The 25144-nt window shown below is 63.7% G+C and carries 26 protein-coding genes; 15 read left to right on the forward strand and 11 right to left on the reverse strand.

Features of this window, described 5'->3' with window-relative positions:
- The first annotated feature begins 3 nt into the window (after nt 1-3).
- The 6 genes from AC56PL_RS07215 to AC56PL_RS07240 all read left to right on the forward strand — a co-directional run bounded on the left by AC56PL_RS07215 (nt 4) and on the right by AC56PL_RS07240 (nt 5568).
- Nucleotides 4-417, forward strand: a complete 414-nt coding sequence (locus AC56PL_RS07215; RefSeq protein WP_495515653.1) for an urease subunit beta — start codon at nt 4-6, stop codon at nt 415-417.
- Nucleotides 417-2141, forward strand: a complete 1725-nt coding sequence (gene ureC, locus AC56PL_RS07220) for an urease subunit alpha (protein WP_497153355.1) — start codon at nt 417-419, stop codon at nt 2139-2141. Before AC56PL_RS07215 ends, ureC begins: the two co-directional genes overlap by 1 nt.
- Before the next feature lie 10 nt (nt 2142-2151).
- Entirely contained in the window at nt 2152-2847 is a 696-nt protein-coding gene (locus tag AC56PL_RS07225) for an urease accessory protein UreF (RefSeq protein ID WP_497153356.1), read from the forward strand.
- Nucleotides 2848-2893: 46 nt separating this feature from the next.
- Nucleotides 2894-3529, forward strand: coding sequence for an urease accessory protein UreG (gene ureG / locus AC56PL_RS07230; protein ID WP_495515656.1), 636 nt, complete (start codon nt 2894-2896; stop codon nt 3527-3529).
- On the forward strand, nt 3526-4572 hold the full coding sequence (locus AC56PL_RS07235; protein ID WP_495515657.1) for an urease accessory protein UreD: 1047 nt from the start codon (nt 3526-3528) through the stop codon (nt 4570-4572). The genes ureG and AC56PL_RS07235 overlap by 4 nt, the downstream gene beginning before the upstream one ends.
- A 63-nt stretch (nt 4573-4635) precedes the next feature.
- The gene (locus tag AC56PL_RS07240; RefSeq protein ID WP_495515658.1) at nt 4636-5568 is read left to right on the forward strand and encodes an urea transporter; all 933 of its coding nucleotides are present in this window, start codon (nt 4636-4638) and stop codon (nt 5566-5568) included.
- 23 nt (nt 5569-5591) lie between these two features.
- Here AC56PL_RS07240 and AC56PL_RS07245 read toward each other — a convergent pair whose 3' ends face one another.
- From AC56PL_RS07245 to AC56PL_RS07260, 4 genes are all read right to left on the reverse strand, one after another.
- Complete coding sequence (locus AC56PL_RS07245) at nt 5592-5969, reverse strand: CrcB family protein (RefSeq protein WP_495515659.1); 378 nt, start codon at nt 5967-5969, stop codon at nt 5592-5594.
- Nucleotides 5966-6412 (reverse strand): CrcB family protein, encoded by a 447-nt coding sequence (locus AC56PL_RS07250; protein WP_495515660.1) that lies wholly within the window; start codon nt 6410-6412, stop codon nt 5966-5968. The genes AC56PL_RS07245 and AC56PL_RS07250 overlap by 4 nt, the downstream gene beginning before the upstream one ends.
- Before the next feature lie 243 nt (nt 6413-6655).
- Nucleotides 6656-9166, reverse strand: a complete 2511-nt coding sequence (locus AC56PL_RS07255; protein WP_497153357.1) for an ABC transporter permease — start codon at nt 9164-9166, stop codon at nt 6656-6658.
- A 2-nt stretch (nt 9167-9168) separates the two neighbouring features.
- The gene (locus AC56PL_RS07260) at nt 9169-9939 is read right to left on the reverse strand and encodes an ATP-binding cassette domain-containing protein (protein ID WP_495515662.1); all 771 of its coding nucleotides are present in this window, start codon (nt 9937-9939) and stop codon (nt 9169-9171) included.
- A gap of 108 nt (nt 9940-10047) precedes the next feature.
- Between AC56PL_RS07260 and AC56PL_RS07265 the strand changes: the two genes are divergently transcribed.
- Together AC56PL_RS07265 and AC56PL_RS07270 are read left to right on the forward strand one after the other, a co-directional pair.
- A complete protein-coding gene (locus tag AC56PL_RS07265; protein ID WP_497153358.1) occupies nt 10048-11298 on the forward strand; it encodes a sensor histidine kinase in 1251 nt (416 codons plus the stop codon).
- Nucleotides 11286-11930, forward strand: a complete 645-nt coding sequence (locus tag AC56PL_RS07270) for a LuxR C-terminal-related transcriptional regulator (protein ID WP_497153359.1) — start codon at nt 11286-11288, stop codon at nt 11928-11930. Before AC56PL_RS07265 ends, AC56PL_RS07270 begins: the two co-directional genes overlap by 13 nt.
- An 88-nt stretch (nt 11931-12018) precedes the next feature.
- Here AC56PL_RS07270 and AC56PL_RS07275 read toward each other — a convergent pair whose 3' ends face one another.
- Entirely contained in the window at nt 12019-12909 is an 891-nt protein-coding gene (locus AC56PL_RS07275) for an alpha/beta fold hydrolase (protein WP_497153360.1), read from the reverse strand.
- An 86-nt stretch (nt 12910-12995) separates the two neighbouring features.
- On the opposite strand from AC56PL_RS07275, the gene AC56PL_RS07280 reads away from it, so the two are divergent.
- Nucleotides 12996-13457, forward strand: a complete 462-nt coding sequence (locus AC56PL_RS07280; protein ID WP_497153361.1) for a MarR family winged helix-turn-helix transcriptional regulator — start codon at nt 12996-12998, stop codon at nt 13455-13457.
- A 58-nt stretch (nt 13458-13515) separates the two neighbouring features.
- On the opposite strand, the gene AC56PL_RS07285 is transcribed toward AC56PL_RS07280, so the two are convergent.
- Entirely contained in the window at nt 13516-14460 is a 945-nt protein-coding gene (locus tag AC56PL_RS07285; protein ID WP_497153362.1) for an alpha/beta hydrolase family protein, read from the reverse strand.
- Nucleotides 14461-14588: 128 nt separating this feature from the next.
- Between AC56PL_RS07285 and AC56PL_RS07290 the strand changes: the two genes are divergently transcribed.
- The gene (locus tag AC56PL_RS07290; RefSeq protein WP_497153363.1) at nt 14589-15149 is read left to right on the forward strand and encodes a TetR/AcrR family transcriptional regulator; all 561 of its coding nucleotides are present in this window, start codon (nt 14589-14591) and stop codon (nt 15147-15149) included.
- Between the two features lie 11 nt (nt 15150-15160).
- Here the strand turns inward: AC56PL_RS07290 and AC56PL_RS07295 are convergent, their stop codons facing one another.
- Nucleotides 15161-15811, reverse strand: coding sequence for a response regulator transcription factor (locus tag AC56PL_RS07295; protein WP_497153364.1), 651 nt, complete (start codon nt 15809-15811; stop codon nt 15161-15163).
- Nucleotides 15812-15817: 6 nt separating this feature from the next.
- Entirely contained in the window at nt 15818-16993 is a 1176-nt protein-coding gene (locus AC56PL_RS07300; protein WP_497153365.1) for a sensor histidine kinase, read from the reverse strand.
- A gap of 108 nt (nt 16994-17101) precedes the next feature.
- On the opposite strand from AC56PL_RS07300, the gene AC56PL_RS07305 reads away from it, so the two are divergent.
- Entirely contained in the window at nt 17102-18028 is a 927-nt protein-coding gene (locus AC56PL_RS07305) for an ABC transporter ATP-binding protein (protein ID WP_497153366.1), read from the forward strand.
- Nucleotides 18029-18030: 2 nt separating this feature from the next.
- Nucleotides 18031-18774, forward strand: a complete 744-nt coding sequence (locus AC56PL_RS07310; RefSeq protein ID WP_497153367.1) for a hypothetical protein — start codon at nt 18031-18033, stop codon at nt 18772-18774.
- Nucleotides 18775-18864: 90 nt separating this feature from the next.
- Here AC56PL_RS07310 and AC56PL_RS07315 read toward each other — a convergent pair whose 3' ends face one another.
- The gene (locus tag AC56PL_RS07315; RefSeq protein ID WP_495515680.1) at nt 18865-19686 is read right to left on the reverse strand and encodes an alpha/beta fold hydrolase; all 822 of its coding nucleotides are present in this window, start codon (nt 19684-19686) and stop codon (nt 18865-18867) included.
- Nucleotides 19687-20347: 661 nt separating this feature from the next.
- On the opposite strand from AC56PL_RS07315, the gene AC56PL_RS07320 reads away from it, so the two are divergent.
- Nucleotides 20348-21682 carry a replication-associated recombination protein A gene (locus AC56PL_RS07320; RefSeq protein WP_497153368.1) on the forward strand — a complete coding sequence of 445 codons (1335 nt, stop codon included), beginning with the start codon at nt 20348-20350 and terminating at the stop codon, nt 21680-21682.
- Nucleotides 21683-21795: 113 nt separating this feature from the next.
- Here AC56PL_RS07320 and AC56PL_RS07325 read toward each other — a convergent pair whose 3' ends face one another.
- Together AC56PL_RS07325 and AC56PL_RS07330 are read right to left on the reverse strand one after the other, a co-directional pair.
- Nucleotides 21796-23295: a protein adenylyltransferase SelO gene (locus AC56PL_RS07325; RefSeq protein ID WP_497153369.1), complete on the reverse strand. Its 1500-nt coding sequence runs from the start codon at nt 23293-23295 to the stop codon at nt 21796-21798.
- 85 nt (nt 23296-23380) lie between these two features.
- On the reverse strand, nt 23381-23737 hold the full coding sequence (locus tag AC56PL_RS07330; RefSeq protein ID WP_497153370.1) for a hypothetical protein: 357 nt from the start codon (nt 23735-23737) through the stop codon (nt 23381-23383).
- A gap of 785 nt (nt 23738-24522) precedes the next feature.
- Here AC56PL_RS07330 and AC56PL_RS07335 point away from each other — a divergent pair.
- Nucleotides 24523-24918, forward strand: coding sequence for a hypothetical protein (locus AC56PL_RS07335; RefSeq protein WP_497153371.1), 396 nt, complete (start codon nt 24523-24525; stop codon nt 24916-24918).
- 28 nt (nt 24919-24946) lie between these two features.
- A complete protein-coding gene (locus tag AC56PL_RS07340) occupies nt 24947-25108 on the forward strand; it encodes a hypothetical protein (RefSeq protein ID WP_497153372.1) in 162 nt (53 codons plus the stop codon).
- The last annotated feature ends 36 nt before the right edge of the window (nt 25109-25144 follow it).

Here is a 25144-nt window from a genome sequence, read left to right on the forward strand (position 1 = left end):
CCCATGTTGGGCAGCCCCAAGTATCACCACCAGGACGAAGACATCGAGATCAACGCCGGCCATCAGAGCGTCACCATCTCGGTCAGCAACACCGGCGACCGGGCGGTGCAGATCGGTTCGCACTTCCACTTCTTCGAGGTGAACCGCGCACTGCTCTTCGAGCGGGAAAAGGCGTACGGGATGCATCTCGACATCCCGGCCGGTACCGGAGTGCGTATCGAGCCGGGCGACACACGAGATGTGACATTGACGTCGTACTCCGGGTCGCGCCGGGCGGTGGGCTTCAACGGACTCGTGAACGGCGGCCTCGATTCGAAGCAGACGAAGATCGACGCGCTCGCGCGGATGACCGAGGGCGGGTTCAAAGACGGGAAACCGAAACCGGGCACCGGATCCGATAAGAAGAGGAAAAGCTGATGGCCACAATCTCACGCAAGCAGTACACCGATCTCTTCGGCCCGACGACGGGAGACAAAGTCCATCTGGCCGACTCGAACCTGGTCGTCGAGATCGAAAAGGATTACAGCGAAGGGTATTACGGCGACGAGGTCGTGTACGGCGGCGGTAAGACCGCACGCGACGGGATGGCCGCCGATCCCGCGGCGACCGGTCCGCAGGGTGTGCTCGATCTGGTCATCACGAATGCGATCATCCTCGACCCGGTCCTCGGCGTCGTGAAGGGTGATATCGGCGTGAAGGACGGAAAGATCGCCGGGATCGGGAAATCGGGTAACCCGCACCTGCAGAGCGGCGTGGATCCGCGTCTTGTTGTCGGACCCGGGACCGAGTTGCTCGCGGGGGAGCACTGCATCGCGACTGCCGGGGCCATCGACACGCACGTGCACTACATCTCGCCGCAGCAGGCGGAGGCGGCCCTCTCGAACGGCATCACCACGCTGTTCGGGGGTGGCACGGGGCCCACTGACGGGACCAACGGCGTCACCACGACACCAGGCGCCTGGTACCTCCACCGCATGCTCGAGGCAGCAGAAGGTGTCGGTGTGAACATGGGAATCCACGGCAAGGGCAACGGCTCCCTTCCCGAGGCCCTCGTGGAGCAGATCAAAGCCGGCGCCTCGTCGCTGAAGGTTCACGAGGATTTCGGGGCCACTCCTGCGGTGATCCGTAATGCCCTCACCGTGGCCGACAAGTACGACGTCCAGGTTTCCATACACACGGACAGCCTCAACGAAGCGGGCTTCGTCGAAGACACCATCTCGGCGATCGACGGACGCACCATCCACACGTACCACACCGAGGGTGCCGGTGGAGGCCACGCCCCGGACATCCTGAAGGCTGCCGGTCTCCCTAATGTTCTTCCTTCGTCTACCAACCCGACCCTGCCCTATACGGTCAACTCGGTCGACGAGCTGCTCGACATGGTCATGGTGTGCCACCACCTCTCGCACGACATCCCGGAAGACGTTGCGTTCGCCGACTCGCGGGTGCGCGCCGAAACGATCTCTGCCGAGACCGTGCTGCACGACGAAGGTGTCCTCTCGATGTTCTCGTCCGACTCTCAAGCAATGGGACGTATCGGCGAATCGGTGACCCGCGCGTTTCAGACCGCCCACCACAGCAAGGACAAGCGCGGCCCTCTCCCCGAGGACTCCGATGGTCACGACAACTTCAGGGTCCTGCGTTACCTGGCAAAGGTGACCATCAACCCGGCTATCACGCAAGGGGTTTCGGACTACATCGGATCGCTTGAGGCCGGCAAGATCGCGGACATCGTTTTGTGGAACGTCGACGCCTTCGCGGTCAAGCCGCGGATGGTCATCAAGGGCGGCTTCATCAACTGGGCCGTCATGGGTGACCCGAACGCCTCGCTGCCCACCCCGCAGCCCGTGCTCTACCGCCCGATGTGGGGTGGATACGGCAAGGCACAGCAGAGCACTCGGGTCAGTTTCATGTCGCAGGCGGCCATCGACCTCGGTGTGCCCGAGAAGCTGGGGCTCGAGAGTCAGGTGCTGCCGGTGAAGCGATGCCGTGGAATAGGCAAGGCACACATGGTTCGCAACGACAAGGCGCCGTTGATCGACGTTGATCCCGAGACATACAAGGTGACGTTCGACGGGAAGCCCGCGCACATCGACCCGGCGCAGACGCTGCCTATGTCCCAGCTCTTCTTCCTTGCCTGAGGAACCTGACATGACCTCGACCGATGTGGGCAATCTTCTTGTGAGCCTGCAACTCTCCGACTCCGCATTCCCCAGCGGATTCTTCACCATGTCGCAGGGGCTGGAGGGGTTCGCCCAGGCTCGCGCGGTCGACAAGGACGGCGTGGAGGGTCTCCTGCGGGGGTTGCTGCTCCATTCGGTCGGTCCGGGGGATGCCACAGCGCTGGCCCGGGCGCACGAGGCGGCTCGGGAAAGTGATTGGGAACGTGTGTATCTCGTGGATGAGATGTTGTTCGCCGCCAAACTCAATGCGGAGATGCGCAGGGCAGCGGTGCGTAGTGGCCACCAGATGACAGACGTTGCCCTCGCGGCAGTCGGAGGTGTGGAGCTCGAGCAATGGAAACGGGCCATCGCGTCCAAGCGGACCCCCGGGTGCCAGCCGGTCGCGACCGCTGTGGCCTACGTCGCGGCGGGTGTGGGCGCCGAACAGGCGGTCGCCTCGGACATGTTCGCGTTCTCGGTGAGCTTTCTCGGTGCGGCGCTGCGGCTTCGGCTCACTGATCACCTGCAGATGCAGGTGATGCTGCGTGCAATCGGCCCGGTGATAGCGCAGGCCACAGCCGAGGCGATGGACCGCGATCTCGAGGACATGGGGGGATGTGTCCCGATGGCGGACGCCATGTCCGCCCAACACGAGCGCGCGGACGCGAGGCTCTTCGCGAGCTGACGGCGCCAGCCCTTCCACAGACCAACAAGAAAGATGAGGTGATCGAATGAGCGGTAGCGTATTGCGAATCGGGATCGGCGGACCAGTGGGTTCGGGCAAGACTGCACTTGCCGAAGCCCTTGTGCCGCGGCTCATTGCCGCGGGCAGGCAACCAGCGGTCATCACCAACGACATCTACACCCAGGAGGACGCGCAGCACGTACGCCGCGAACTCGCGGGTGTGCTGGACCCTGATCGCGTCGTCGGAGTCGAGACCGGTGCATGTCCACACACCGCCGTACGCGACGACCCCACCATGAACCTCGCGGCCGGGGCCGAGATGCTCGAGCGGTTCCCCGATGTGGACACCCTCGTGTACGAGTCGGGTGGAGACAATCTGACGCTCACGTACTCACCCTTGCTCGCGGACGTCTTCGTCTTCGTGCTCGATACATCTGAAGGTGAGAAGATGCCGCGCAAACGAGGCCCAGGCATCACCGAGTCGGACATCCTGGTGATCAACAAGATCGACATCGCCCAGTATGTACGGACGAACATCGATGTCATGGAGTCCGACGCGTTGCGGGTGCGCGACGGTAAGCCCGTGGTTCTGACCAACTCCCTGACGGGGCAAGGCATCGATGAGTTGCAGGATCACATCCTCGCGCTCTGGAATGCCCGCCCCGCTGCGATGTCCCGATGAGCGCAGCGACAGTCCAGGCGGCGGATACCGGTCCGCCCCCTGGAACCGGCCGGGCGGGCGGAATGTCCGTCGTACCACCCGTGGAGGCGCAGTCGGAGCGGTACGGCGGGCACCGGCTCGACCCTGCGTTCTACCAGCCGGACCGCGTTCCTCGTGAGATCGCCCGTCTCTCAGGTGTACCCGACACGCTGCCGACCGGGAGCCCGGGAAAGGTCGGTGTGCTGGAGTTGGAGTTCGGCCGGAACGAACGCGGGACGGAACTTGTCGGTCACTACCAGAAGTCGCCGCTGCAGATCATGCGCCCGCTGTACTACGACCTCGCGCGTCCCGACATGCCATATACCTACCTCATGTCCACCGGGGCCGGCGTCATGCAGGGTGACCGGCTCCGGACCGATCTAGTGTTCGGTACGGGCACGTCCGCGTACCTGACGACCGCGGCGTACACGAAAGTCCTACGGATGGAACACGATTACGCAGTCGCGCAGATGAACCTGCGCGTCGATGCGGATGCGTATGTCGAGTTTCTTCCCGACCCTGTCATCGCGTTTGCGGATGCGCGCCTGTATCAGCGCACGCGGGTGACACTCGCGCCGTCGGCCACCCTCATCGCCGGCGAGACCCTCATCGCCGGGCGTCTGGCGCGCGACGAGCGTCATCGGTACACCGCGCTCGCATCCGATTTCGAGGTCCGTCGCCCGGACGGGGCCATGGTCGCGCTCGATCGGGTGCGACTGACCCCGGTCGATGAGGACACCGGCGGCCTGGCGGTTCTCGCCGACCACGATGTGCTCTCCATGCTCTATGTGTTCACCCCACGCGCAACCGTCACCGAGATCAGCGACCTCCTGCACAGCGTCCTGTCGCCGTCGACCGAAGCGGGCGTCGTCTTCGGTGTCAGCGCGCTTCCCGGCGACGCCGGAGTGTGGGTGCGGATGCTGGGCGACGACACGCGGGCCATCCTGCGCGCCACGACGATCGCATGGAGCGCCCTACGTCTGTTACTCACCGGGAGAGAGGCGCCGACGATCCGAAAATCCTGAACAGTGCGATGAAGGCCGGGGGCGTCCCGTCACACGACCCGACCGAAGAACCAGGGAGATGACATGTCGACGAGCAGTAAAGAAGCGGCGCCACCGAACAAATGGGTTGAGGCGTCGGCGACGTTGCCCCGTGGTGTGTCTGAGATCTTCTTCCAGAGCAACAGCTGGACCGGTCTGCTGATCCTTCTCGCGTTCCTGGTCGCCGATTGGCAGATGGCGGTGCTCGTGGTCATCGGCACGGTGTGCAACACCGTGACCGGTGCCCTGATGAAGGTGGGTGCCGACAACGTCCGGATGGGGATGCAGGGTTTCAACGGTGCACTGATCGGTGCTGCGGTCTATACCGCGCTCGGTGATCAGGGCTGGTCCTATCTGGTGACTGTGATCGCCGGCATCGTATGTGCACCCGTCACCTGGGTCGTGGTGTGGATCTTTGCGTCAAAACCTCTCGCCCGCTTCAACTTACCCTCGACAACGGCGCCGTTCTGCGCTACTGCGGGCGTCATGTTCGTTGTCACCAAGAGTATCCACGAGAAGTCTGCACCCCATCATGTCGCCGACGGGTCGGGCGAGTCGATACTGCGCTCGCTGCTCACAAATGTCTCCGAAGTCGTTCTGATCAACAGCATCTGGAGTGGAGCGCTCATCCTGCTGGGCCTCTTTGTCGCGTCCTGGAAGGTCGGCCTCGCCGCGGTGATGGGCACCGTGATCGGAACCTTGTGCGCAATGGCGTTCGGTGATACCTCCGGGACAATAGCTGAGGGCCTTGCCGGCTATTCCGGTGTTCTGACAGCGATTGCCCTGTCGGTCACATTCCTCCAGAACACCGTGATCTCGTGGGTGTATGCCGCAATCGGAACAGTGCTGACGGCGGTGGCGACCCTCCTCATGACCGATTACTATGGCGGTCCGCACTACACCTGGCCCTACATCCTGACCACCTGGGTACTGCTGGTGATCGCAGCGTTTGTGCCAACCACGCTGCGACGCACATGATTCCTGTAGCGAAGCGCCCCAGCCTATAGCGAAGCGCCCCAGCGATATCCACCGAACGCGAGCGCGACACACACGACCAGCACGCCGAAGCCGTATGCGAGGGTGAGCCCATACCGCTTGTCGCGGATGAGCTGCACCGTTTCGTAGCTCGCCGTGCTGAAGGTCGTGTAACCGCCGAGGAATCCCGTTCCGATCACCGCGCCCACGTCCGTCGAGGCAATCCTGCTCACGATCAGGCCGGTGAGAAAGCCGAGGACGAGGGAACCGGTCATGTTGATGATTCCGGTGGGCCACGGGAACTTCGAGTTGATCTTGGAGTGGAGGAATCCGTCGAAGACGTACCGCGTCACGGCGCCAACGCCGCCGGCGAAAGCGAGTAACACGAACAACCAGAAGGTCATGACCGCTGCTGTCCGCTTGTGCCGCGCGCTTCGTGGATCTTCGCTGCCGAGGCGATGCCCGCGATGGTCGCGGCCGCGCCGACAATGACGGTCCCGAGTGCATACAGCAATGCCATGCCCCAGCGGGTGTGGTCGATCAGCACTGCGGTGTCTGTCGCGAGCGAACTGTACGTGGTGAAGCCGCCGCAGAATCCGGTGCCGAGCAGCAGTTTGAGCTGCGAGGTCCTAGTCGGTCCCGGCGCGGTACGTGTGAGCGCCTCGTACAGGTAGCCGAGCAGGAAGGCGCCCACCACGTTCACCACCGTGATCACCACGGGGACACCGTCAAGATCAGGAACTCCGAGAGAGAGTCCCTCGCGACATCCGGCACCGATGGCGCCGCCTACGAGGACCAGGCCGATGTTGGGGGCCTGCAGGTACGCGGGCCGGGTCGGCGCCGTCATCGGGTCTTCTCCGTGTGGGCGCCGGCCGGCGAAATGTCGGGTTTGTGCATCGGGACGGCGATCCCCAGGACGAGCCACATGGTGTCCATAGGTTCAGGCTAACCAAGCAAGTACTTCACCGGGCTGGACTGGGTGAATTGATCCCGAACATGATCGGGCATAACGGTCTTTTCGCGCAATCACCCGGAAAGGCCGTCATCACCCGAAAAGACAAGGACTCGAGTGATGACGGTAGGAGGTCACTCAATCCTGCGACCCCAGAGCATCGAGGGGATTGTGGCGGAACACTTTCCATGCGGTGACGGTGATTGCGCCGAAACCCAACACGCTGGTGACGCCGGCTATACATCCGTAGGCCCAGGGGGAGAGGGTGGGAAAGGATATGCCCGGCAGCGCGATTGCGATCCCAGCCAGCGGCGGGTAGGCGATGATCGTCCCGGCGACCACTGCGACTGCGACTGCGACCAGGGCTTCCCAGCGAACCATCCCGCGGATCTGACCTGTTTGTGCACCGACCATACGGAACAGGGCGAACTCGCGGCGGCGCTCGGTGGTCATCAGAACCAATGTGTTGACCACCGCGATGGCAAGGAATCCGAGCAGGACGGACAGTGCGACAACATTCACCGTGTCTTGCGATCGCTGTTCCTGCCGGTTCGCGACGGCAAAACCGTTGCCGTCCATCACCGTGAGTCCGCCGATCGATTCGATGGCCGTCCGGGTCTCGTCGATCCGGTCTGCCGCTGCCGATACCACGATGTGGTCGACCAGTCCGGTGGTGGTGTGTTCGCGGACCTCCTGGTCTGGAAGTGCGATGTCACCGAAACCTAGTCCGCGACTGTAGGTCGCGATGACGGTGGGGGTGATGAGGGTGCCTTCGCCCAATCGGAGTGTCACGGTGTCGCCGACTCCGGCGCCCATGGTCGCAGCGGCGTCCTGGCTGAGTGCGACTGTCCCGGTGTGCAGTTCGGTCAGCGCACCGCTGTGGACGTCGAGGTCGAGGGTGGTGGCTACCCCGAGCGGATCGATCCCCAGGACGGGGTATGCCTCGGTGGTGGGATCGTCGGCCCTGTTCGCGGTGTGAAAGGCCAGGCTCCGCGTGACGGGATTGGCAGCATCGACGGAGTCGATCGCCGCGATCGTGCTGATGAGTGTCGGCTCGACACCGCCCGGCCCGGTTACAACCAGATCGGCCGTCATTCCTTGTTCGACCTGTTGTTGCGCCGCTGCGGTCAGCGTGCTCTGGCTTCCCAGTTGGACCGATCCGAAGGCGATCACCAAAGCCAAGGGTGTGATTGCCGTTGCGAGCCGACGTCCGTGAGCATTGAGATTGGCGGCGGCGAGGACCGCTGCGGCGGAGCGGCTGCGCCGCATGGGGCCACCGATGAGACGCAGCGCACCCGAGGCCAGTGTCGGTCCGAGAAGTGCCAGCGCGATGATGAACAGCAGCACCGATACGCCGGCGCCGGCGAGCGCATCGGGCCCGGGAACAACGAGTGGCAAGAATGCGGTCACCAAGCCGCCGAGGCCGATGAGAAGGCCACCGGTGGTGCGGGTCCGACTGATCGCACCTGTCTCGACTGCCGACTCGCGGAGCGCCTCGATCGGGTCGAGGCGGGCCGGACGACGTGTCGAGATCGCGGCGGCGAGTCGGGCAGCGATCACCGCGGTGGCGATGCCGGCGAGGGCAGGAAGGGGGCTGATGGCCAGGCTGAAGTCGGCGGGAAGTATGCCCGCGCCGGCAAACTTGCTGCGGATGACCTGCGCCAGCAGATAACCGGGCATGACACCCAACACTGCCGCCGCGCAGGCGATGACCCACACCTCGGATCCGATGAGCTTGTGAATCTGTCGTGGCGTGGCGCCCATGGATCGCAGTAGGGCGAAGTCGCGACGACGTTGCGAAATGGACAGCGACACCGTGCTCGACACCACGAACACGGCGATCATCAGTGCCACGCCTGCCAGTGCAGCCGTCAGGGCGACCAGTTCGCCGCGAGCTGCCCCGAGGTCAAGATATTCGGCGTCGGCGCGGGCGTCGCCGATGTAAGTGACGACATCGAGGTCACCGAGCTCGGCATGGACCCGTGAAGCCAGCGATGAGGAGTCGACACCGTCGTGACCGAGTAGACCGATGGCGGCCACTGTGCCCGGATGTGGCCAGAGTTGCTGCGCACGTGCATCTTCCAAGAAGATTGTGGCTGGACGGGCGGTGGTTTCGGGTGATGACGTGGCAGCGACACCAACCACGGTGTATTCGCTTCCGATGCCGCCATGCCGAAGCGTCACGCGGTCGCCGAGTGTTGTGCGGTCGGTTGTCACCACCTCGTCCGGAGCCGTGGGTGGTTGCCCGGCAGTCAAGGCGAACGGCGCCAAAGTGGCAGAGGACCATCCGTGGGCATCGAACTGTCGGCCGCTGTCGTCGGTGAGCGGAATACTGACATCACCGACCGCGGAACGGACGTCAGGCATCCCCGCCAACTTGTCGACGGCAGACGCGGGCACCAGTGCGCGCTCGATGTAGGGCTGGTCGAAGTCTTCGCGTGTGTCGAGTGTTTGCGGTGCTCCCACGACGACATCGGCTCCGGCGAATCGATGTGGTGTGGCGCCGCCGCGAATACCCGATTCGAACAAGATCCCCAGAGCGCAGACGAGCAACGCGGCGCTGAACACCGTGATGAACACGGCCACAAACCCGTTGCGGTGGCGGCGGAGGTTGGCGCGGGCAAGACCACCCAAGTGCGTGTTCGGCATGGTCACCACTGCCCGAGGTCGGTCAGGCGCTGTGCGATGGCACTTTCCGTGGGTGCTTGTAGCTGACCCGCAAAACGTCCGTCGGCGAGGAACAACACGCGATCGGCTTGTGCGGCGGCGACGGGATCGTGGGTGACCATCACCACGGTCTGTCCGTGCTCGGTGCCGGCTCGACGCAGGAGGGTCAGGATCTGCTGACCGGTACGACCGTCCAGCGCGCCGGTCGGTTCGTCGGCGAACAACACGCGGGGGCGGCTGACCAGCGCGCGTGCGATGGCAACCCGCTGCTGCTGGCCGCCGGACAGTTCGCCAGGGCGTCGAAGCTGCATGCCGGCAAGGCCCACCGACTCCAGGACGTGTTCGAGTTGTGCGCGGTCGGCGGTTCGTCCGGCCAACAGCAAGGGCAGTGTCACATTTTGTTCCACGGTCAGCGCCGACATGAGGTTGTAGGCCTGGAACACGAACCCGACGTGGTCGCGTCGGAAGGTGGTCAGCCTGCGCGGCTTCAGTGCGCTGATCTTGGTATCGCCCAGCCACACTGCACCGCGGGTGGGCTGGTCGAGACCGGCGGCACAGTGCAGGAACGTGCTCTTACCCGAACCGGATGGGCCCATGATCGCGGTGAAACCGCCCACGGGCAGGGTGAGGTTCACCGCGTCCAGTGCGGTCACCTGAGTGCGGCCAGATCCGTAGGTCTTGGTCACGTCATCGAGTCGGATCGCCGTCTGGGGTGTCACGGCGGCCGATGGACGTAGCGGGGCGTATGAGGTCATGACAGCAACGTTATGAATCGGCGGTGGTGTGAACCATCCCGCTGCCTACCGGTCAAAGGTGTAGTGGGCTATACCGTCAACGACCGCGCCGTACGGCATCCTGGAGCGATGAGGCGAACCGGGCAAGCCGCACGTTGGTGGCGGGCATCTCGCTATCTGATGGTCGAAGGTGTGTCGGCGTTCGTGTCGTTGGCGCTGGTGATTGCCGGGTTGGTCATCGTTTCACTGATGATTCTGATTGTCGGGTGGCTGGTGGCCCCGACTTACCTGCGGCTGTTGCGACTCTGGGCGGGCCGGGCACGGCTGCGCACGGGGCGGTACACGGGAACTGTGGTCCCAGAGTGGTATCCACCCATTGATGAGGCCGCTGGATTCGGCGACGTGCGGAAGATGCTGTCGGCAGCTTCTACTCGCCGCGACCTTGCCTGGTTGGTCCTGCATGCTTTTGGAGCGCTGGTCACGGGGCTGGTTGCCGTGGTTTTGCCGCTGGCGGCGCTGGATTCGCTGTCGACTCCCTTTTACTGGTGGGCATTGCCGGCCGATAGTCCGGCAGGAAGTCCGTACCCGGTCACCTCGTGGGCACTGGCCGCCACGATGCCGTTGGTCGCGGCCGCGTATGGGTTGCTGACGTGGTGGCTCAATCCGATGTTGGCCCGAGGGGTCGCGGCTATAACGACAGCGTTGTTGGCACCTGGGCGTGAAACCGCACTCTCCGAGAGGGTGTCGGCCCTGACCGCCAGTCGGGCCGCTGCCCTCGACGCACACTCGGCCGAACTGCGGCGCATCGAGCGTGATCTGCACGACGGTGCGCAGAACAGGCTCGTCGGGGTCGTCATGATGTTGGGGCTCGCGGAGCGGTCACTGCGGGTCGACCCCGAACAGGCCCTCCCGCAATTACTTCGGGCCCAGGACGCCGCAACGGATGCGTTGTCGGAACTGCGAACACTCGTCCACGACATCTATCCACCGATCCTTGATGAGCTCGGCCTCGACGGTGCAGTGGCAGCACTGGCCGGCCGATGCTCGGTTACCTGCGTACTCGACGCCGGAAAACTGCACCGTGCACCCGCTGCCGTCGAGGCCGCGGCCTATTTTGTTGTGGCCGAGGCCTTGACCAACGTGGTGAAACACAGCGGTGCCGGCACGGTGCATCTGACCATCAGCACACGTAACGGTGTGGCGGGCAACAACTTGGTCATCGAAGTACTCGACGATGGGCGGGGCGGAGCCGACGAGACGTTGGGCAGTGGATTGCCGGGTATCCGTCGTCGCGTGGCAGCATTCGAGGGAACGATGACGCTCGACAGCCCGCCCGGCGGACCGACAAAACTCGAAGTGGAGCTGCCATGCGGATTTTGATCGCGGAAGACGACGCACTGCTGCGCGAGGGGCTTGCGCTCTTGCTGCGTAGTGTCGGCATCGAGGTGACCGCAGCGGTCGCTGATGCCGAACAGTTCCTGGACGCATTTGACGCCGACCCGCCTGACGGTGCGGTGCTGGACGTGCGTATGCCACCCACGTTCACCAACGAAGGACTCAAGGCCGCGATCGAGGCGCGCCGGAGGGTCCCGAACTTCCCGGTCCTTGTGCTCTCTGCCTACGTGGAAGACCGCTACGCCGGAGAACTTCTCTCCGGCAGTGCGTCCGGTGTGGGGTACCTGCTCAAGGAGCGGGTCGGCAAGGTCGAGGAGTTCGTCGACGCGCTGCACCGCGTGGTTGCGGGCGGAACTGTGATGGACCCAGAAGTGATCTCCCAGTTGATGAGTCGGCGCCGTGCCGATGACCCCATCCGATCGCTGACACCTCGTGAATCGGAAGTACTCCAATTGATGGCCGAAGGCCTCGGGAACGCCGCGATCGCGCGCAAACTCTTCGTCAGCGATACCGCGGTGAGCAAACATATCGGCAACATCTTCGCCAAATTGGGGCTGACGGCAACGGACACCGGACACCGGCGGGTGCTCGCGGTACTCGCACACCTGCGGTCGTAGCTCTGAAACCTGTCGAATAGCAGGGCTGCGAGGGATATTTGCCCTCGGCAGCCACGTATCCGCCAGACTTCAGGGCTGATCCGCAGGCTCAGCCGGCGTCGACCCGCGCCAAGAAATCAAGGATTGCTGTCGACAGAGATTCTGGTGCCTCCAGGGCGGCGTAGTGGCCTACACCTTCGAGTTGCACGGTCTCGATGGTTCCCGCCGCGATGTGGCGGACGGTATCCGCGGTGAACGATCCGCCGCCGGCGCCGATCGCCAGGGCGGGCAACGTCAGTGGGTTGGTGGTGGCCAGTTGCTGGAGGCCGTCGCCTTCGATGAGCATCGACTGATAGAGACCGGCCGCGCCACGCCAGCCGTTCGGGCGGGAGTACGTGCGAACGAACTCGTCGATGTCGGTAGCGGTGATCGACCCCGGATCCGCGCTCATCGCCGGGAATGCCCAGTCTTCCAAGAACTCCCGTTCGCGCCCGGCGAGGAGCATCTCGGGGATGCCGGGCGCGGCCAGGACGCCGATATGCCAGGAGCCGCCATGGGTGATATCACCCAACTGTTCGAGGCCAAAGCCGGCGAGGCCCATCTCGATCGCGGTCAAGCTGCGAATGTCGTCTGGATGCATAGCGGCAAGACGGAAGACGGTGGCTCCACTGATGTCCTGGCCCGTGATGTGTACGGGTCCCATCCCCAGCTGCTCGATGAGTTGGTGCAGGTCTTCAGCTGAGGTTGAACTGTCGTAATCACCCTCGTCGTTGCTCGAGTCGCCGAACCCGCGTAAGTCGACGGCGATGACGCGGTGCTTCGCGGCAAGGAGTGGGATGACCTTGTGAAACGCCCACCAGGTCTCGGGAAAGCCGTGGACCAACAGGATTGGGGACCCGGCGGTGCCTGCGGATACGTAGTGGATCGTCGCGCCGTTCACCTGCGCGTTGTGATGGGTGATCCCGGGAGTGGATGGGCTCGGGGCCGTGGGTTGCATCATTTGTTTCTTTCGGTCGACAACCAGGTTGTCTTTCACAATAGGCAACCTGGTTGTCTTTGTCCAGGTGTTGTCTCTAACCTGTATGTATGTCGCGATCTGGCGCCGATCTCGCGCTCCTTCTCCTGGGTGGCTACCGCACACTGGTGGACGCTGCGATGGTCGACCTCGCCGAGCGCGGATACGACGATTTTCGTCCCGCCCACGACTTCGCGATCCGAGCCATCGCGGCGGGCGCGGACAGTGCCTCGGATCTGGGCCGCCGCATGTCGGTGTCGAAACAGGCCGCAGCGAAGACGATTTCGGTTCTCATCGACCGTGGTTACGTGTCGCGAGATGCCGATCCCGAAGATGCCCGTCGCAAACGACTGGAGGTCACGCCACGCGGGTTCGAGGTCCTGCGACAGGGGGAGGACGTGTTCGACGAGCTGCGCGAAAAGTTTGAACAACAGATCGGCGCTGCAGAACTGGCGAGACTCGAGGCCTCGCTGACAGCCCTCGTCGGGGATAAAGCGATACGCGTCGACGCGCCCGGCTGGACCCCTCAGTAAACCTGGATCGGTGAGACCTCGGTGAGTGCCGCACCCGCCCAGCGTCTTTAGGGCTCGATCACTTCGAGTCGATTCGGCCCGGCGTCGTCGGGTTCTGCTGGTACTCGGCCTTTGCCTGTGCCCAGCTGGGATCGTCGGGATAGAGGGTGCTGCGCAGGAATGCCCAGGTCAACCGTTGCAGTGTTGCCACGCGAGCAGGGTCTTCGTCGGTGGTTTCCGCGGCCTCGTATCCGGGGATGCCTCCGAGTGAATGTTCAGCCCCGAAGAGGGTGATCAGCGATTGGGCACCTGGACTGAGCCAGTAGGGATCGGCCGACCAATCCGCCCCACGCGTGGACAAAACGCTGACATCCGCATCTCCTGCGACGACCAGGGTCGGCTTGGTCATGTGATCGAAACTGGCATTGAGCCAAGGCATTTGCGCGGCGTATTCGGGACGGAGGTCGGTTCCGCCGCGACCTGCGGTCGCGATGAGTACGCCGGCCTTGACCCGCGGATCGGACATGTCGGGGCCTTGCTGGGTTTCCGCATCGAGAACACGCAAGCCCATCAGACTGCCGGTGGTCTGGCCGCCGAATGAATGTCCGGCTGCGGCGATCCGGGTGTCATCGAGGCGTCCATCCAGGCCTGGGACCGCAGCCTCAACAATCTGGAGGTTGTCGAGGATGCGCTTCATGTCCTCGATCCGGTACTGCCACAACCGGCTTTGCCGCGGGTCGGCTGGTCCGAGTCCGACCATTCGAGAGTCCAGGTGCGTCGGTTGGATCACGACAAAGCCGTGAGCTGCCCAGAAGTCGGCCAGGGGGCCATACGCCCTCATCGACGATCCGAAGCCGTGGGAGAACAAGATGATGGGCAGATCGCCGCCGATGACCGGAGCCGAGATGCGTAACTGCAGGTCTGCACCGCGTTCTGGGGCCGGCAGCTCTATCGGACTCACTGACACAACAGGTGTCGGATGGGTGAGACCGTTGTCTACAACTGCCTGGTCTGCGTTGTTCATCGAATTCCTCTCGCGGGTCGGCGGTGGTGGCCGATCGCTGTGCCATGATTACCTGTACGTTCGTTCTAATAACAATTACTAGAACGATCGTCCTATGAAGTCAAGTCGGGATGGGTACGGAGGACACCATGGTCGGGCGACCGGTTGACCACCAACGGCGAGCGAAACTTCTTGACGCGGCGGTGGATTATGCCGCCGATCAGGGTTTCGCTGATCTGTCATGGCGGCCCATGGCGGCGGCCCTCGGGGTGTCGACCACGACGTTGGTGCACCACTTCGGAACCAAAGAACACCTACTCGAGGCCATCCTCGGGCGGCTGCGCGAACGCATTGTCGTGGCCACCGGTGAGCTGTCCGGTGAGCAGCCGGACCTCGCCACCGCGGCGCGCGCGGTGTGGACATGGAGCTCGGATCAGCATCAGTGGGCGACGTTTCGACTATTCTTTGCCGTCTATGGCAGCGCCCTGCAGGCACCGGAGCCCTATGCGGAATTCCTGCAGCAGGTGGGCACCGACTGGATGACGACCCTGTGTGAAGCCCAGGGGCCGGGTACCGACCCGGCCACGGCAAACCGGATGGCCACGTTGGTGATTGCCACGATTCGTGGGTTGCTCCTCGACCTTCTCGCGAGTGGCGATCAAACACGCGTGCACGACGCCGCGGAGCACTTTCTCGCCGGGCTGGAGTGACCGACAACGCCTCACGTTGTTGTGACGAACCCGGATTCGTACGCCACGATGACGGCTTGTGTCCGGTCCCGGACCCCGAGCTTTGCCAGCACCGCGCTGACATGGGACTTGACGGTTTCGGCGCCGACGAACATGTGCGTGGCGATTTCCGCATTCGACAGGCCGCGGGTCATCAACCGCAGCACCGTCGACTCGCGTTCGGTGAGGGCGGCGTGTTCGAGTTGATCGCGGGCGGAAGTGTTTCCGTGGCCTGCGGCCAGCGTCCGAACGGTGGCGGGGTAGAGCAGTGAATCTCCCTCCGCGACAGTGCGGACGGCATTGACGATCTCGGCGGGACGGGCACGTTTGAGCAGGAAGCCGTCTGCGCCGGCCCGCAATGCCCGGTAGACGTACTCGTCGTTCTCGAAGGTTGTCACGATCAGGATCTTCGGCGGCGTCGGCACTGCGCGCAGGATCGCGCGCGTCGTGTCGATCCCATCCATCAGCGGCATCCGCACATCCATGGCGATCACCGTCGGCTGCAACTGCCGCAGCAGCGGGATGACGGCGGCCCCGTCAGCGGCTTCGCCGACGACCTCGATATCCGGTTGCGCGTCGAGGATCGCTCGCAGACCCGCACGGGCAAGGGGTTCGTCGTCGACCAGGAGCACAGTGATCGGCACCGGCGATCACCGTAGTCCATCGAGAGGAAGTGTCACGCGGACCTGCCAGTGGTCGTCGACGGGACCGGTGAAGGCATGGCCACCAAGTAGTTCCGCACGTTCATGGATACCACGCAATCCGCTACCGGCCCGGGTGGAAGGAGTGTCGAGGGGGAGGGCGTTGGTGATGTCGAGTTCTAGCTGAGTGTCCTCCACTCGCACCCCGACCGACACCGGCCCGGGACCGGCGTGCCGCAATACGTTGGTCAGCGATTCCTGGAGGATGCGGTAGCCCTCCCGGGACAGCGGTCCCGGCACATGGTCGAGCGAACCGGTGATTGATGCCTCGACATCGGCGCCTGCGGATCGTGCGGACTCCACCAGGCGATCCACGTCGGCGAGAGTGGGGCGCTCTGCCGGACCTCCGGAATCGCGCAGGACCAATAGAACTCGATCGAGGTCGTCGAGCGCGGCGCGTCCGGTTTCTTCGATGGCGCGTAGTGCGCGAGCTGTGAACTCCGGATCATCGGCCGTGCGGGCGGCCCCGGCCTGCAACACCGCCGCAGTGAGGGCATGACCGATCGAATCGTGCAGTTCGCGAGCCAGTCGGTTGTGTTCGAGGAGCAGATCGGTGCGTGCTTCCAGTGCTTTCATCCGCTCCGCGGGCGAGGGCCCCAGTAGCCGGCGGGCCAGTCTGGTGGCCAACTCCCCGAGGCCGATGACGGTTGCCATGATGACGGCGAGGGGGATGGGGATCAGGAACGCGTACAACCAGTGTGGTTGTTCGATCCGCAGGATGGTTTCGGCGCTGGGCGGTGCTCCGGCCGCGGCGCCGATCAGGTCCGCGCATAGAAATATCGTCGGTACACAGATGGCGAGCAGGACCGCGCTGAGGACCAGGCGCGCCTCGAGCCAGAGCACAGTGCGCCAGCGGTCTGACCATCGTGCCGACGGCGCGGCGCTGATGGACGGCTCACTACCGTCGGCACCCTCGCCGGGGGTGAGGAACAGACGCGCCTGGACGCCCTCGGCCAACCGCATCCCCGGAATCAATCCGACCGGCACGACAAACAGCGCGAGCATGTAGGGCCGGTCGAAGTCGATGAAAAGCCAGACCGCAGCAAACGCCAGTGGCACGCACAGATGAAGGCCGCGGGTGTAGGTGGCCGGGCGGATCACCAACCGGCCGATCGTGCGGAGCATGACCTCATGGTGCCAGTACCCGCAGTCGAATCGTCTCCCCGAAACGGGGGAGACGAGTCCCGCCCGTGGGGGGAGACCACGGTGCCACCTCCGACGAGGCTGAAAGTCATGACCACCATCGAAGTTCACGAGCTCACGAAGGTATACGGATCGACCCCGGTGGTCGACCGTGTGACATTCACGGTGCGCCCCGGCGTGGTGACCGGTTTCCTCGGTCCCAACGGTGCGGGCAAATCCACCACCATGCGAATGATTCTCGGCCTCAACAGGCCCACATCCGGCACCGCGACGATCGGAGGCGCGCCTTTCGCCGAGGCATCCGGGCCGTTGGCGCTCGTGGGAGCGCTTCTCGACGACACCTCTGCCCACCCGAAACGGACCGCGCGCAATCATCTTCTCGCGCTTGCTGCGAGCAACCAGCTGCCGGCTGCCCGCGTTGGCGTCGTGCTCGAGGAGGTCGGGCTGGCTGCGGACGCGGGCCGACGGGTCTCGGGCTTTTCGCTCGGTATGCGTCAGCGTCTCGGGATCGCCGCGGCACTGCTCGGTGACCCGCGGGTGCTGATCTTGGACGAACCGTCGAATGGTCTGGACCCGGAGGGGATCATCTGGATTCGGGAGGCGCTGCAGCGGCTGGCTCGCGAGGGTCGCACCATCCTGGTCTCCAGCCATCTGATGAGCGAGACCGCCGTGTTCGCCGATCATCTGCTCGTACTCGGCAAGGGCCGGCTCCTGGCCGATACCGGTATCGACGATTTCGTTCGTTCTCATGCCGAATCCCATGTGCGACTGCGTACCCCGGTCGGTGAACGTCCGCACGATGTGCTCGCCCGTTCCGGCTTCACCGCCGTCGCAGGCGAGAGCGGTCGCTGGATGGTTGGCGGTGCCCGGATCGAGGACGTCGGACCGCTACTGGCGGAGGCGGGCATACCTGTTCTCGAACTGGCCGAAGAACCCGCATCGCTCGAACAGGCCTATCTGGCTCTGACAGCGAAAGCGGCCACTCACATATCCGGCACGACCACCCAGGAGGTATAGCCATGACGTATGCGCCCGTTCTTCATTCGGAATGGATCAAGACCCGGACATTGCCGTCGCTCGGCGGGGCACTCGCACTGCTCTTTGTCGTCACCGTCGGATTCTCTCTGCTCGGTAGCGCGACCTTTGGCAAAGAGGAAGCTGCTGAACCAGATTTCGACCCACTGATCACCTCGTTCTTCGGCATCAATTTCGGTCAGGCCGTCGCGATCACCTTCGGTGCCCTCGTGGCGGCTGCGCAATACAAGAACAACGGGACAAGGATCTGGTTCGTCGCCGTGCCCCGCCGCGGTGTGATGTACCTGGCCAGTGTGGCCGTCGTTGCGGGACTGGCCTTCTTGATCGGCCTCGCGACGGCCGTGGCCTGCTTCTACGGTGGACAAGGGCTGCTCGGTGAAGACCGAATGGAATGGACCGACCCGGCCGGGTTTCGTGCGATGATCGGGTGCGCCATCTACCTCACCCTGATGGCGTTGTTCGCCTTCGGGGTGGCAAACCTATTGCGCAGTACCGCAGCCACATTGGGAATCCTCATTCCAGTTGTGCTGCTGCTGTCCTTCGTGCTCGGCAATGTCACCAGCAGTGCGGGCGTCGCCGACTACCTGCCAGACCGGGCCGGTCGTCAGGTTCTCGTCGAGAATCCGATCGGCTCCCCGGGGCCCTGGGTGGGTCTGCTGGTGACCGCAGCCTGGGCGGCTGCGGCTCTCGGATTGGGTTGGTGGGCCCTGCGTCGCCGCGATGCCTGACTCGCATTTGCTGAACGGCGAGAACGAGGTCACGTACTCGAGCCCGAGTAGGTGACCTCGTTTCGTGGGTGTCTTCGGCATCCCGACCGCTTACGTACCCAGAACCTCCGTCAATCGCTCGATCAGTTGGGCCGGTGCGTCTTCGGGCAGTAGGTGCCCGGCATCATCGACCCACGTGAGTCCCTGGTTGGGGATTCGTTCTTCGATCCAATGCCCGTAAGGCGGGGGCAGGATCTGATCTTCGCGACCCCACAGCAGGGTTACGGGGATATCGATGGTGCCGAGTAGGTGCTCGTAATCGGCGGTGTCGCTTTGGCTGAGCTGCCGGTATTGGCGATAGTAAGCGGCTTGCCCGTCGGGACCGAGCCATGGCTCCAGATACGTTTCGAGGACCCCCGGGCGGTAACCCTGATGCGTGCCGTTGCGCAGGTGTGCGGCCACCAGGGCTTCGTGGGCATAGGCGGGAAGTTGTTCGAAAACGTCGTGGTGTTCGCGGATCAGCGCGAAAAGACCCCGCTCCCAATCTCCTCCGGTAACGGCATCGAAGAGTGTCAGATCTGAGTAGGTGGCCTGTTCGAGCAGCAGAGCCCGTAGCGCGATCGCACCGCCGATGTCGCAGGCAACGACGCTGGGGCGCTGCAGGTTCCACTGTCGCAACAATTCTGCGAAGTTGCGGCCTTGTGCCGCAAGGGTGAGGTCCTGGCCGTGGTGTTTATCGGATCGTCCGTACCCGAGATGGTCGAAGACGTAGACGCGTCGTCCGCGGCGGGCGAGTGCGAGCGCAACGTCGCGCCACAGAAACGATGAGTACGGCGTGCCATGCACAAGCACGATCGGCGGACCGTCACCGAAGGATTCCCAGCGCACGACTCCGTCTGCGAGTTCAGTGGTTTTGGTCAAATTCCACGTCATATGGCGCCTCCTATTTGGTGCTGCCCCGGCGTGTATCAGTATCACTCTTGGCTGAACAGCGATCCGCGTCTGCGGCCCCTAAAACAGAGATATCAAGAACAACGTGATCGGAAGCGATGTACACACGGAAGCGAGTGCGGCTCGGCGGACAGTGGGTGAGAGCCAAGCGGCGAGTAGTCCAATCAGAATGGGCAAGACTGCAAGTGAGGCCCACAGGAGCCACGCTGCGGTAGTTGGCTCTCGGTCGCTGGTCGGGCGTGTTATATCGAGTGCTTCGGGTAGTGCCCACCAACTGATTCCGATGAGCAGTCCAAGCGGTACACCCGAGAGAACACACCACCAAGCGTCCACAGGAGGTGCCGGGGACATCACCAAGTCCTCGGCTCTCAACGGCGGCATTTCATGGGGCTTGTCTGGGTTCATCTCTCCCTGATTCCGTTGGAGGTGTCCAGCGTACGTCGACGACCCATTGGTCTCGACGACTCTCCATTCACCATGGTTACCGACGGAGGCAACCGCTGTCGATCCAGCCCCGCCGGACCGGCGTCAATGCTCGGGCACTCCCGGTCGCTGCGCCCGGCGGCGGCGCGTCCACCAGCGATGTTGTGGACGGCCCGGTGCCGTGGCACCGTTGAGAACTGATCAGGAACGAGGTAGGGCCATGGAGCAGAACCCGCCGCCGTCATTGTTCGAGGTGGACGATACGTCCCGACCACTTGCCGACCGCCTCAGGCCGACCTTACTCGAAGACGTTGTCGGCCAAGATCATCTTCTTGCGGCGGACGCGCCGATCGGGCGGATGGTCGCCCAGCAGCGGCTGGTGTCGATCATCCTGTGGGGTCCGCCCGGATGCGGGAAGACAACAATCGCTCGTCTGTTGGCACAACAGACAGATCTGGTGTTCGAGCCGTTGTCGGCGACCTTCTCCGGTGTTGCAGATCTGCGCAAAGTATTCCTGGCTGCACAAAAGCGGAGAGAAGTCGGCCAGGGAACTCTGCTGTTCGTTGACGAGATACACCGATTCAACCGGGCCCAGCAGGACAGCTTTCTGCCGTACGTCGAAGACGGCACCATTATTCTCGTGGGTGCGACGACCGAGAACCCCAGTTTTGAATTGAACGGCGCACTCCTGTCCCGGTGCCAGGTCTTTGTCCTCAAGCGTCTCGACGAGCCCGCCCTCGAGGCGCTTGTCACGCGTGCCGAACAGCTCAGTGGCAGAGCTCTACCCCTCGACGCAGAAGCCCGTACCGCATTGTTGGCGTTGGCCGATGGTGATGGCCGGTATCTGCTCAACATGTGCGAACAGCTCCTCGCTCTCCCGGACACCGAACAACACCTGGACACGGCCGCGCTGGCCGCAGTGGTTCAAAAACGGGCTCCCCTGTACGACAAGTCCCAGGAGGGCCACTACAACCTGATTTCCGCTCTGCACAAGTCGATGCGAGGTTCGGACCCGGACGCCGCGCTGTACTGGCTCGCGCGGATGCTCGACGGTGGTGAAGACCCGCTGTACATCGCCCGTCGCCTTGTCCGGTTTGCGAACGAAGACATCGCCATTGCTGATCCGCAAGCGATTCACCAAGCACTGGCTGCGTGGGATGTCTACGAGCGGTTGGGTTCTCCCGAAGGCGAACTCGCGATCGCGCAGGCCGTCGTCTACCTGGCGACCGCCCCGAAGTCGATCGCCGTCTACCGAGGTTTCGGTTCAGCCATCAAGGCGGCGAAGCAGACGGGCTCCCTCGCCCCACCTCTCAATATCCTCAACGCGCCGACCAAGCTGATGAAGAATCTCGGCTACGGCAAGGAATACGAGTACGACCCCGACACCGACGACGGATTCTCCGGCGCGAACTACTTCCCAACCAACATGGACCGTCGCACCTTCTATGAACCCACAGATCGCGGCTACGAGAGGCACATCCGGCAACGTCTTGACCACTGGGCTCAGCTGCGCGAGCGCCGACAGTCGTCCGACGAGTCCGGCAACGACACGTAGACCTCTTGCTGAGAACCTCCCGTGGTCGGCCCCGACAGCTGCCGCCGAGGACACACTTCCCTCCGTCACCTCTGGCGGGAATGATGGCGGGCGCGCTGTCGATCAGGTGATACTCAAGTGCCACAGAAGGTTTGAAATGAGTCGCTGAACAACTCGGGAGCGGGTGTGGCGTAGTCGGACCACTCGTCGCGGTGGTCGTATGGATGGGTGACGACGTCCAGCAACTTCTCGAACGGAGCGAGGTCGCCGTCGGTGGCGGCGCGCAAGGCAGCGTCGAGGTGATGATTACGGGGGATGTACAGCGGGTTGATGCGGTCCATCGCGTCCGCGGTCTCGGTTGCCCCGCGATGGTGTCCCGTCAAGGCGGCGCGCCAGCGTTCCAGCCAGGGCCCGACCTGCTCGCGGGGTACGAGATTGTCGAGAGGCGAAGGGTTTCCGCGCAGCTCGTCGCTGAGAGCGCGGAAGGTGCCCGTCCAGTCGGCGCCATGTTTGTTCATCAGCGTCAGCAGATCGTCGATCAAGGCTCGATCGGCAGGTGCGCCGGCCAAGCCGAACTTTGCTGCCATACCCGCCGCGTAGTGGCTTTCGTAACGCTCGTCGAAGGTGTCGAGGACCGCCGAAACCGCGGTGATCGCCTCATCCGGCGTGGAATCGACGAGTGTCAGCAGAGTTTCCGCGAACCGCGCCAGATTCCACTTGAGGACAGCCGGCTGGTTGCCGAAGGCGTAGCGCCCGCCGTGGTCGATCGAACTGAATACCGCAGCCGGGTTGAATGCGTCGAGGAAGGCGCACGGTCCGTAGTCGATGGTCTCTCCGGAAATGGTGGTGTTGTCGGTGTTCATCACCCCGTGAACGAAACCGATGAGCATCCATTGTGCCACCAGCGACGCCTGCGCCTCGACAACCGCGGCGAAGAACTCCAGATAACGATTGCTCGCCGGCAGGTCGGTCAGCTCCGGATAGTGGCGTGCGATTGCGTAGTCGGCGAGCGGCCGCAGGATCTCGCCGCGACGGACCGCGTATTCGAAGGTGCCCACCCGCAGATGACTGGCCGCGATGCGGGCGAGAACGGCGCCGGGTTCGGCGCCGGTTCGGCGAACGTCCCGGCCCGTGGCGACCACCGACAGCGCGCGCGTCGTGGGAATGCCGAGGGCATGCATGGATTCGCTGACCAGGTATTCGCGCAGCATCGGACCGACAACTGCGAACCCGTCGCCGCCCCGTGAGAACGGTGTGGGCCCTGAGCCCTTGAGATGCAGATCTACTCGGCGGCCATCACTGATCTCCAGTTCACCGAGCAACAACGCCCGACCATCCCCGAGCAGCGGTGTGTACCCGCCGAATTGATGGCCCGCATACGCCATCGCCACCGGCTTGGCCCCGACCGGAGCCGTCGATCCGGACAGCACGCCGACCCCATCCTCGCTGCGCAGTGTCTCTACGTCCAACCCCAGTGACACCGCGAGTTGCTCGTTCAACACGAGCAACGTGGGGTCAGGAGCTGCGGCGCCCTGCCACGGCACCGCCAGGTCGCCGAGTTCGCCGGCGAAGGTGCTCTCGAGGCCTGCCAACGCTGTGTTCGTGCCTACTGTGGAATCCGGGATTGCAGCCATCTTTCGAGGGTAACCACCGTGCGACCTGCTCAACCCTTCGCTATCAATTCAGGGTGTGCTCCGCCGGCCTCGAGAGCGTCTGTGGTCAGAAGCATGCCGCGCTCGGAAGGACGGCGACGCTGGCGGAACTGATGAAACCGACCCGCGCCCGGCCTCGTTTTCCGGCACCGAAGTCTGCGGCCTCGACGACTGCGTCCTCGAGAATCGCGAGTGATGCGGTCACGCGTTCGGCAAACGCCGCCCCGGCCGGCGTCAGCGCGACCCGTCTCGTCGATCGATCGAACAGTCGCGTGCCGATCTCCGGATCAATCACGCCTACGTTGCCTGTGCCGACCGCGCCGGCCGTGAGCGAGACCAGGACTTCACCGGCGGCTCGGCCATCATCGACACGGCTGGATGGGTGCTCGACAGACCGGACGCCGACGGGTTCGCGGGCGCTCAACTGTCTCTGGCAACAGCTCGCGACAGGCAGATCTCCACCGTCAACCATGTGTTCGACGACCGACGTCTCGAGCTGTATACCGCATCGTCATCATCAACGGCTCCTTGATCGTCGTGGCGCGCGGTCTCTAATTCGGGATCAGTAGTCCTGTACACCAACAACTTTCGTGTGCGGCAAGTCTCTTGAGGGGGTTGTTGCAGTCGGTAGATCAGAGTGCTAAAACTGTTCTTGCGCAGATTGGTCGCCCACCAGGGTGGCGGCCCGCGAGTGACGTAGGAGGTGGCTTATCGAGATCGAACCTTCGGATATTGCCAGATCCATCGAAACCGTATCCGGCTGACGAGCGAGCACTGACCTGCGCTACGCGCAGTCGTCTAGCTCGCGCCGACGCTGCGGTGTTCCCGACCTTATGTCTGAATGATGTCGAGGAGGTGCCTATCGAGTTAGCTGATGGAGTCCGAGGTCCCCGCCCGATTTACGGGTTGGCGACCTCTGGAGACAACCACCCACACAGAGTCGCCGAAAAGGCGACCAACCCTTGACCGCAGGTGGTGCCGCCCAGTGACATTCCTGGGCGGCACCACCCTGGACAGTCACCACCAACAACGACTGGTGTCTTGTGTTGATTGACGCCGGTTGTTGGTGCAGTGATTGAGAGCGAGAGGAGTATGACGACCTCATACCAAGAGCCAACCGGCGCCACACGTCTCAAAGTCGTTCCCAGCGTGTGGTTTACAGACCCGATGGTGCGATGGCGTCCTCTTGAGACGGCCGGCACCGAGGATGTGACCCGGTGGGCTCACGATGACGACAACCGCATCTGGATGACGACGATCTCGACGCATTCCTCGGCCCAACCTGATGCTGATCCACTGGAACGCCGGCTGTACCCCGCGCTACTACTCGAGAACTCGGTACGTATGGTCCGTGACGCAAGTGATAGTGATCCATTCCCATGGGATGTGGCAGACGTGGTGTCCAATCCCGGTCCGCCAGAAGACTATTTGCCGATCCTCGGCCGAGGACGCATGGTCGTCAACGGGCGAATGTATCTAGGAACCACCGTCCAGGTCGACAGCAGCATCTTCGTCGCGAGTGTGGTCAACGGACTCTGGGTCGGGGCCTTGCAGCCTCGCGGTCGCCACCACCCGAAGATGAATCTCGAGTTTCCCGCGGCGTAGCAAACGTTCCATCCGAAAGGGGAGAAATATGAGCCACGACCCCTCGACACTGCCCTGGACATCGCCCGTGCTGCACGCCGATAGTCGTCTGCGCGATGAGGAGCCCGGCCCAGGGTGGATGGGATGGTTGACCGTGGTGGCGGTCCTCGCCGGTCTGGCCTCGCTGTTGATATTCGGTACGCCGAACTGACGACGGCTTCCCCGATCGAAGTCATGCCAACCCAGG

This window comes from Williamsia sp. Y721, from assembly GCF_059683565.1.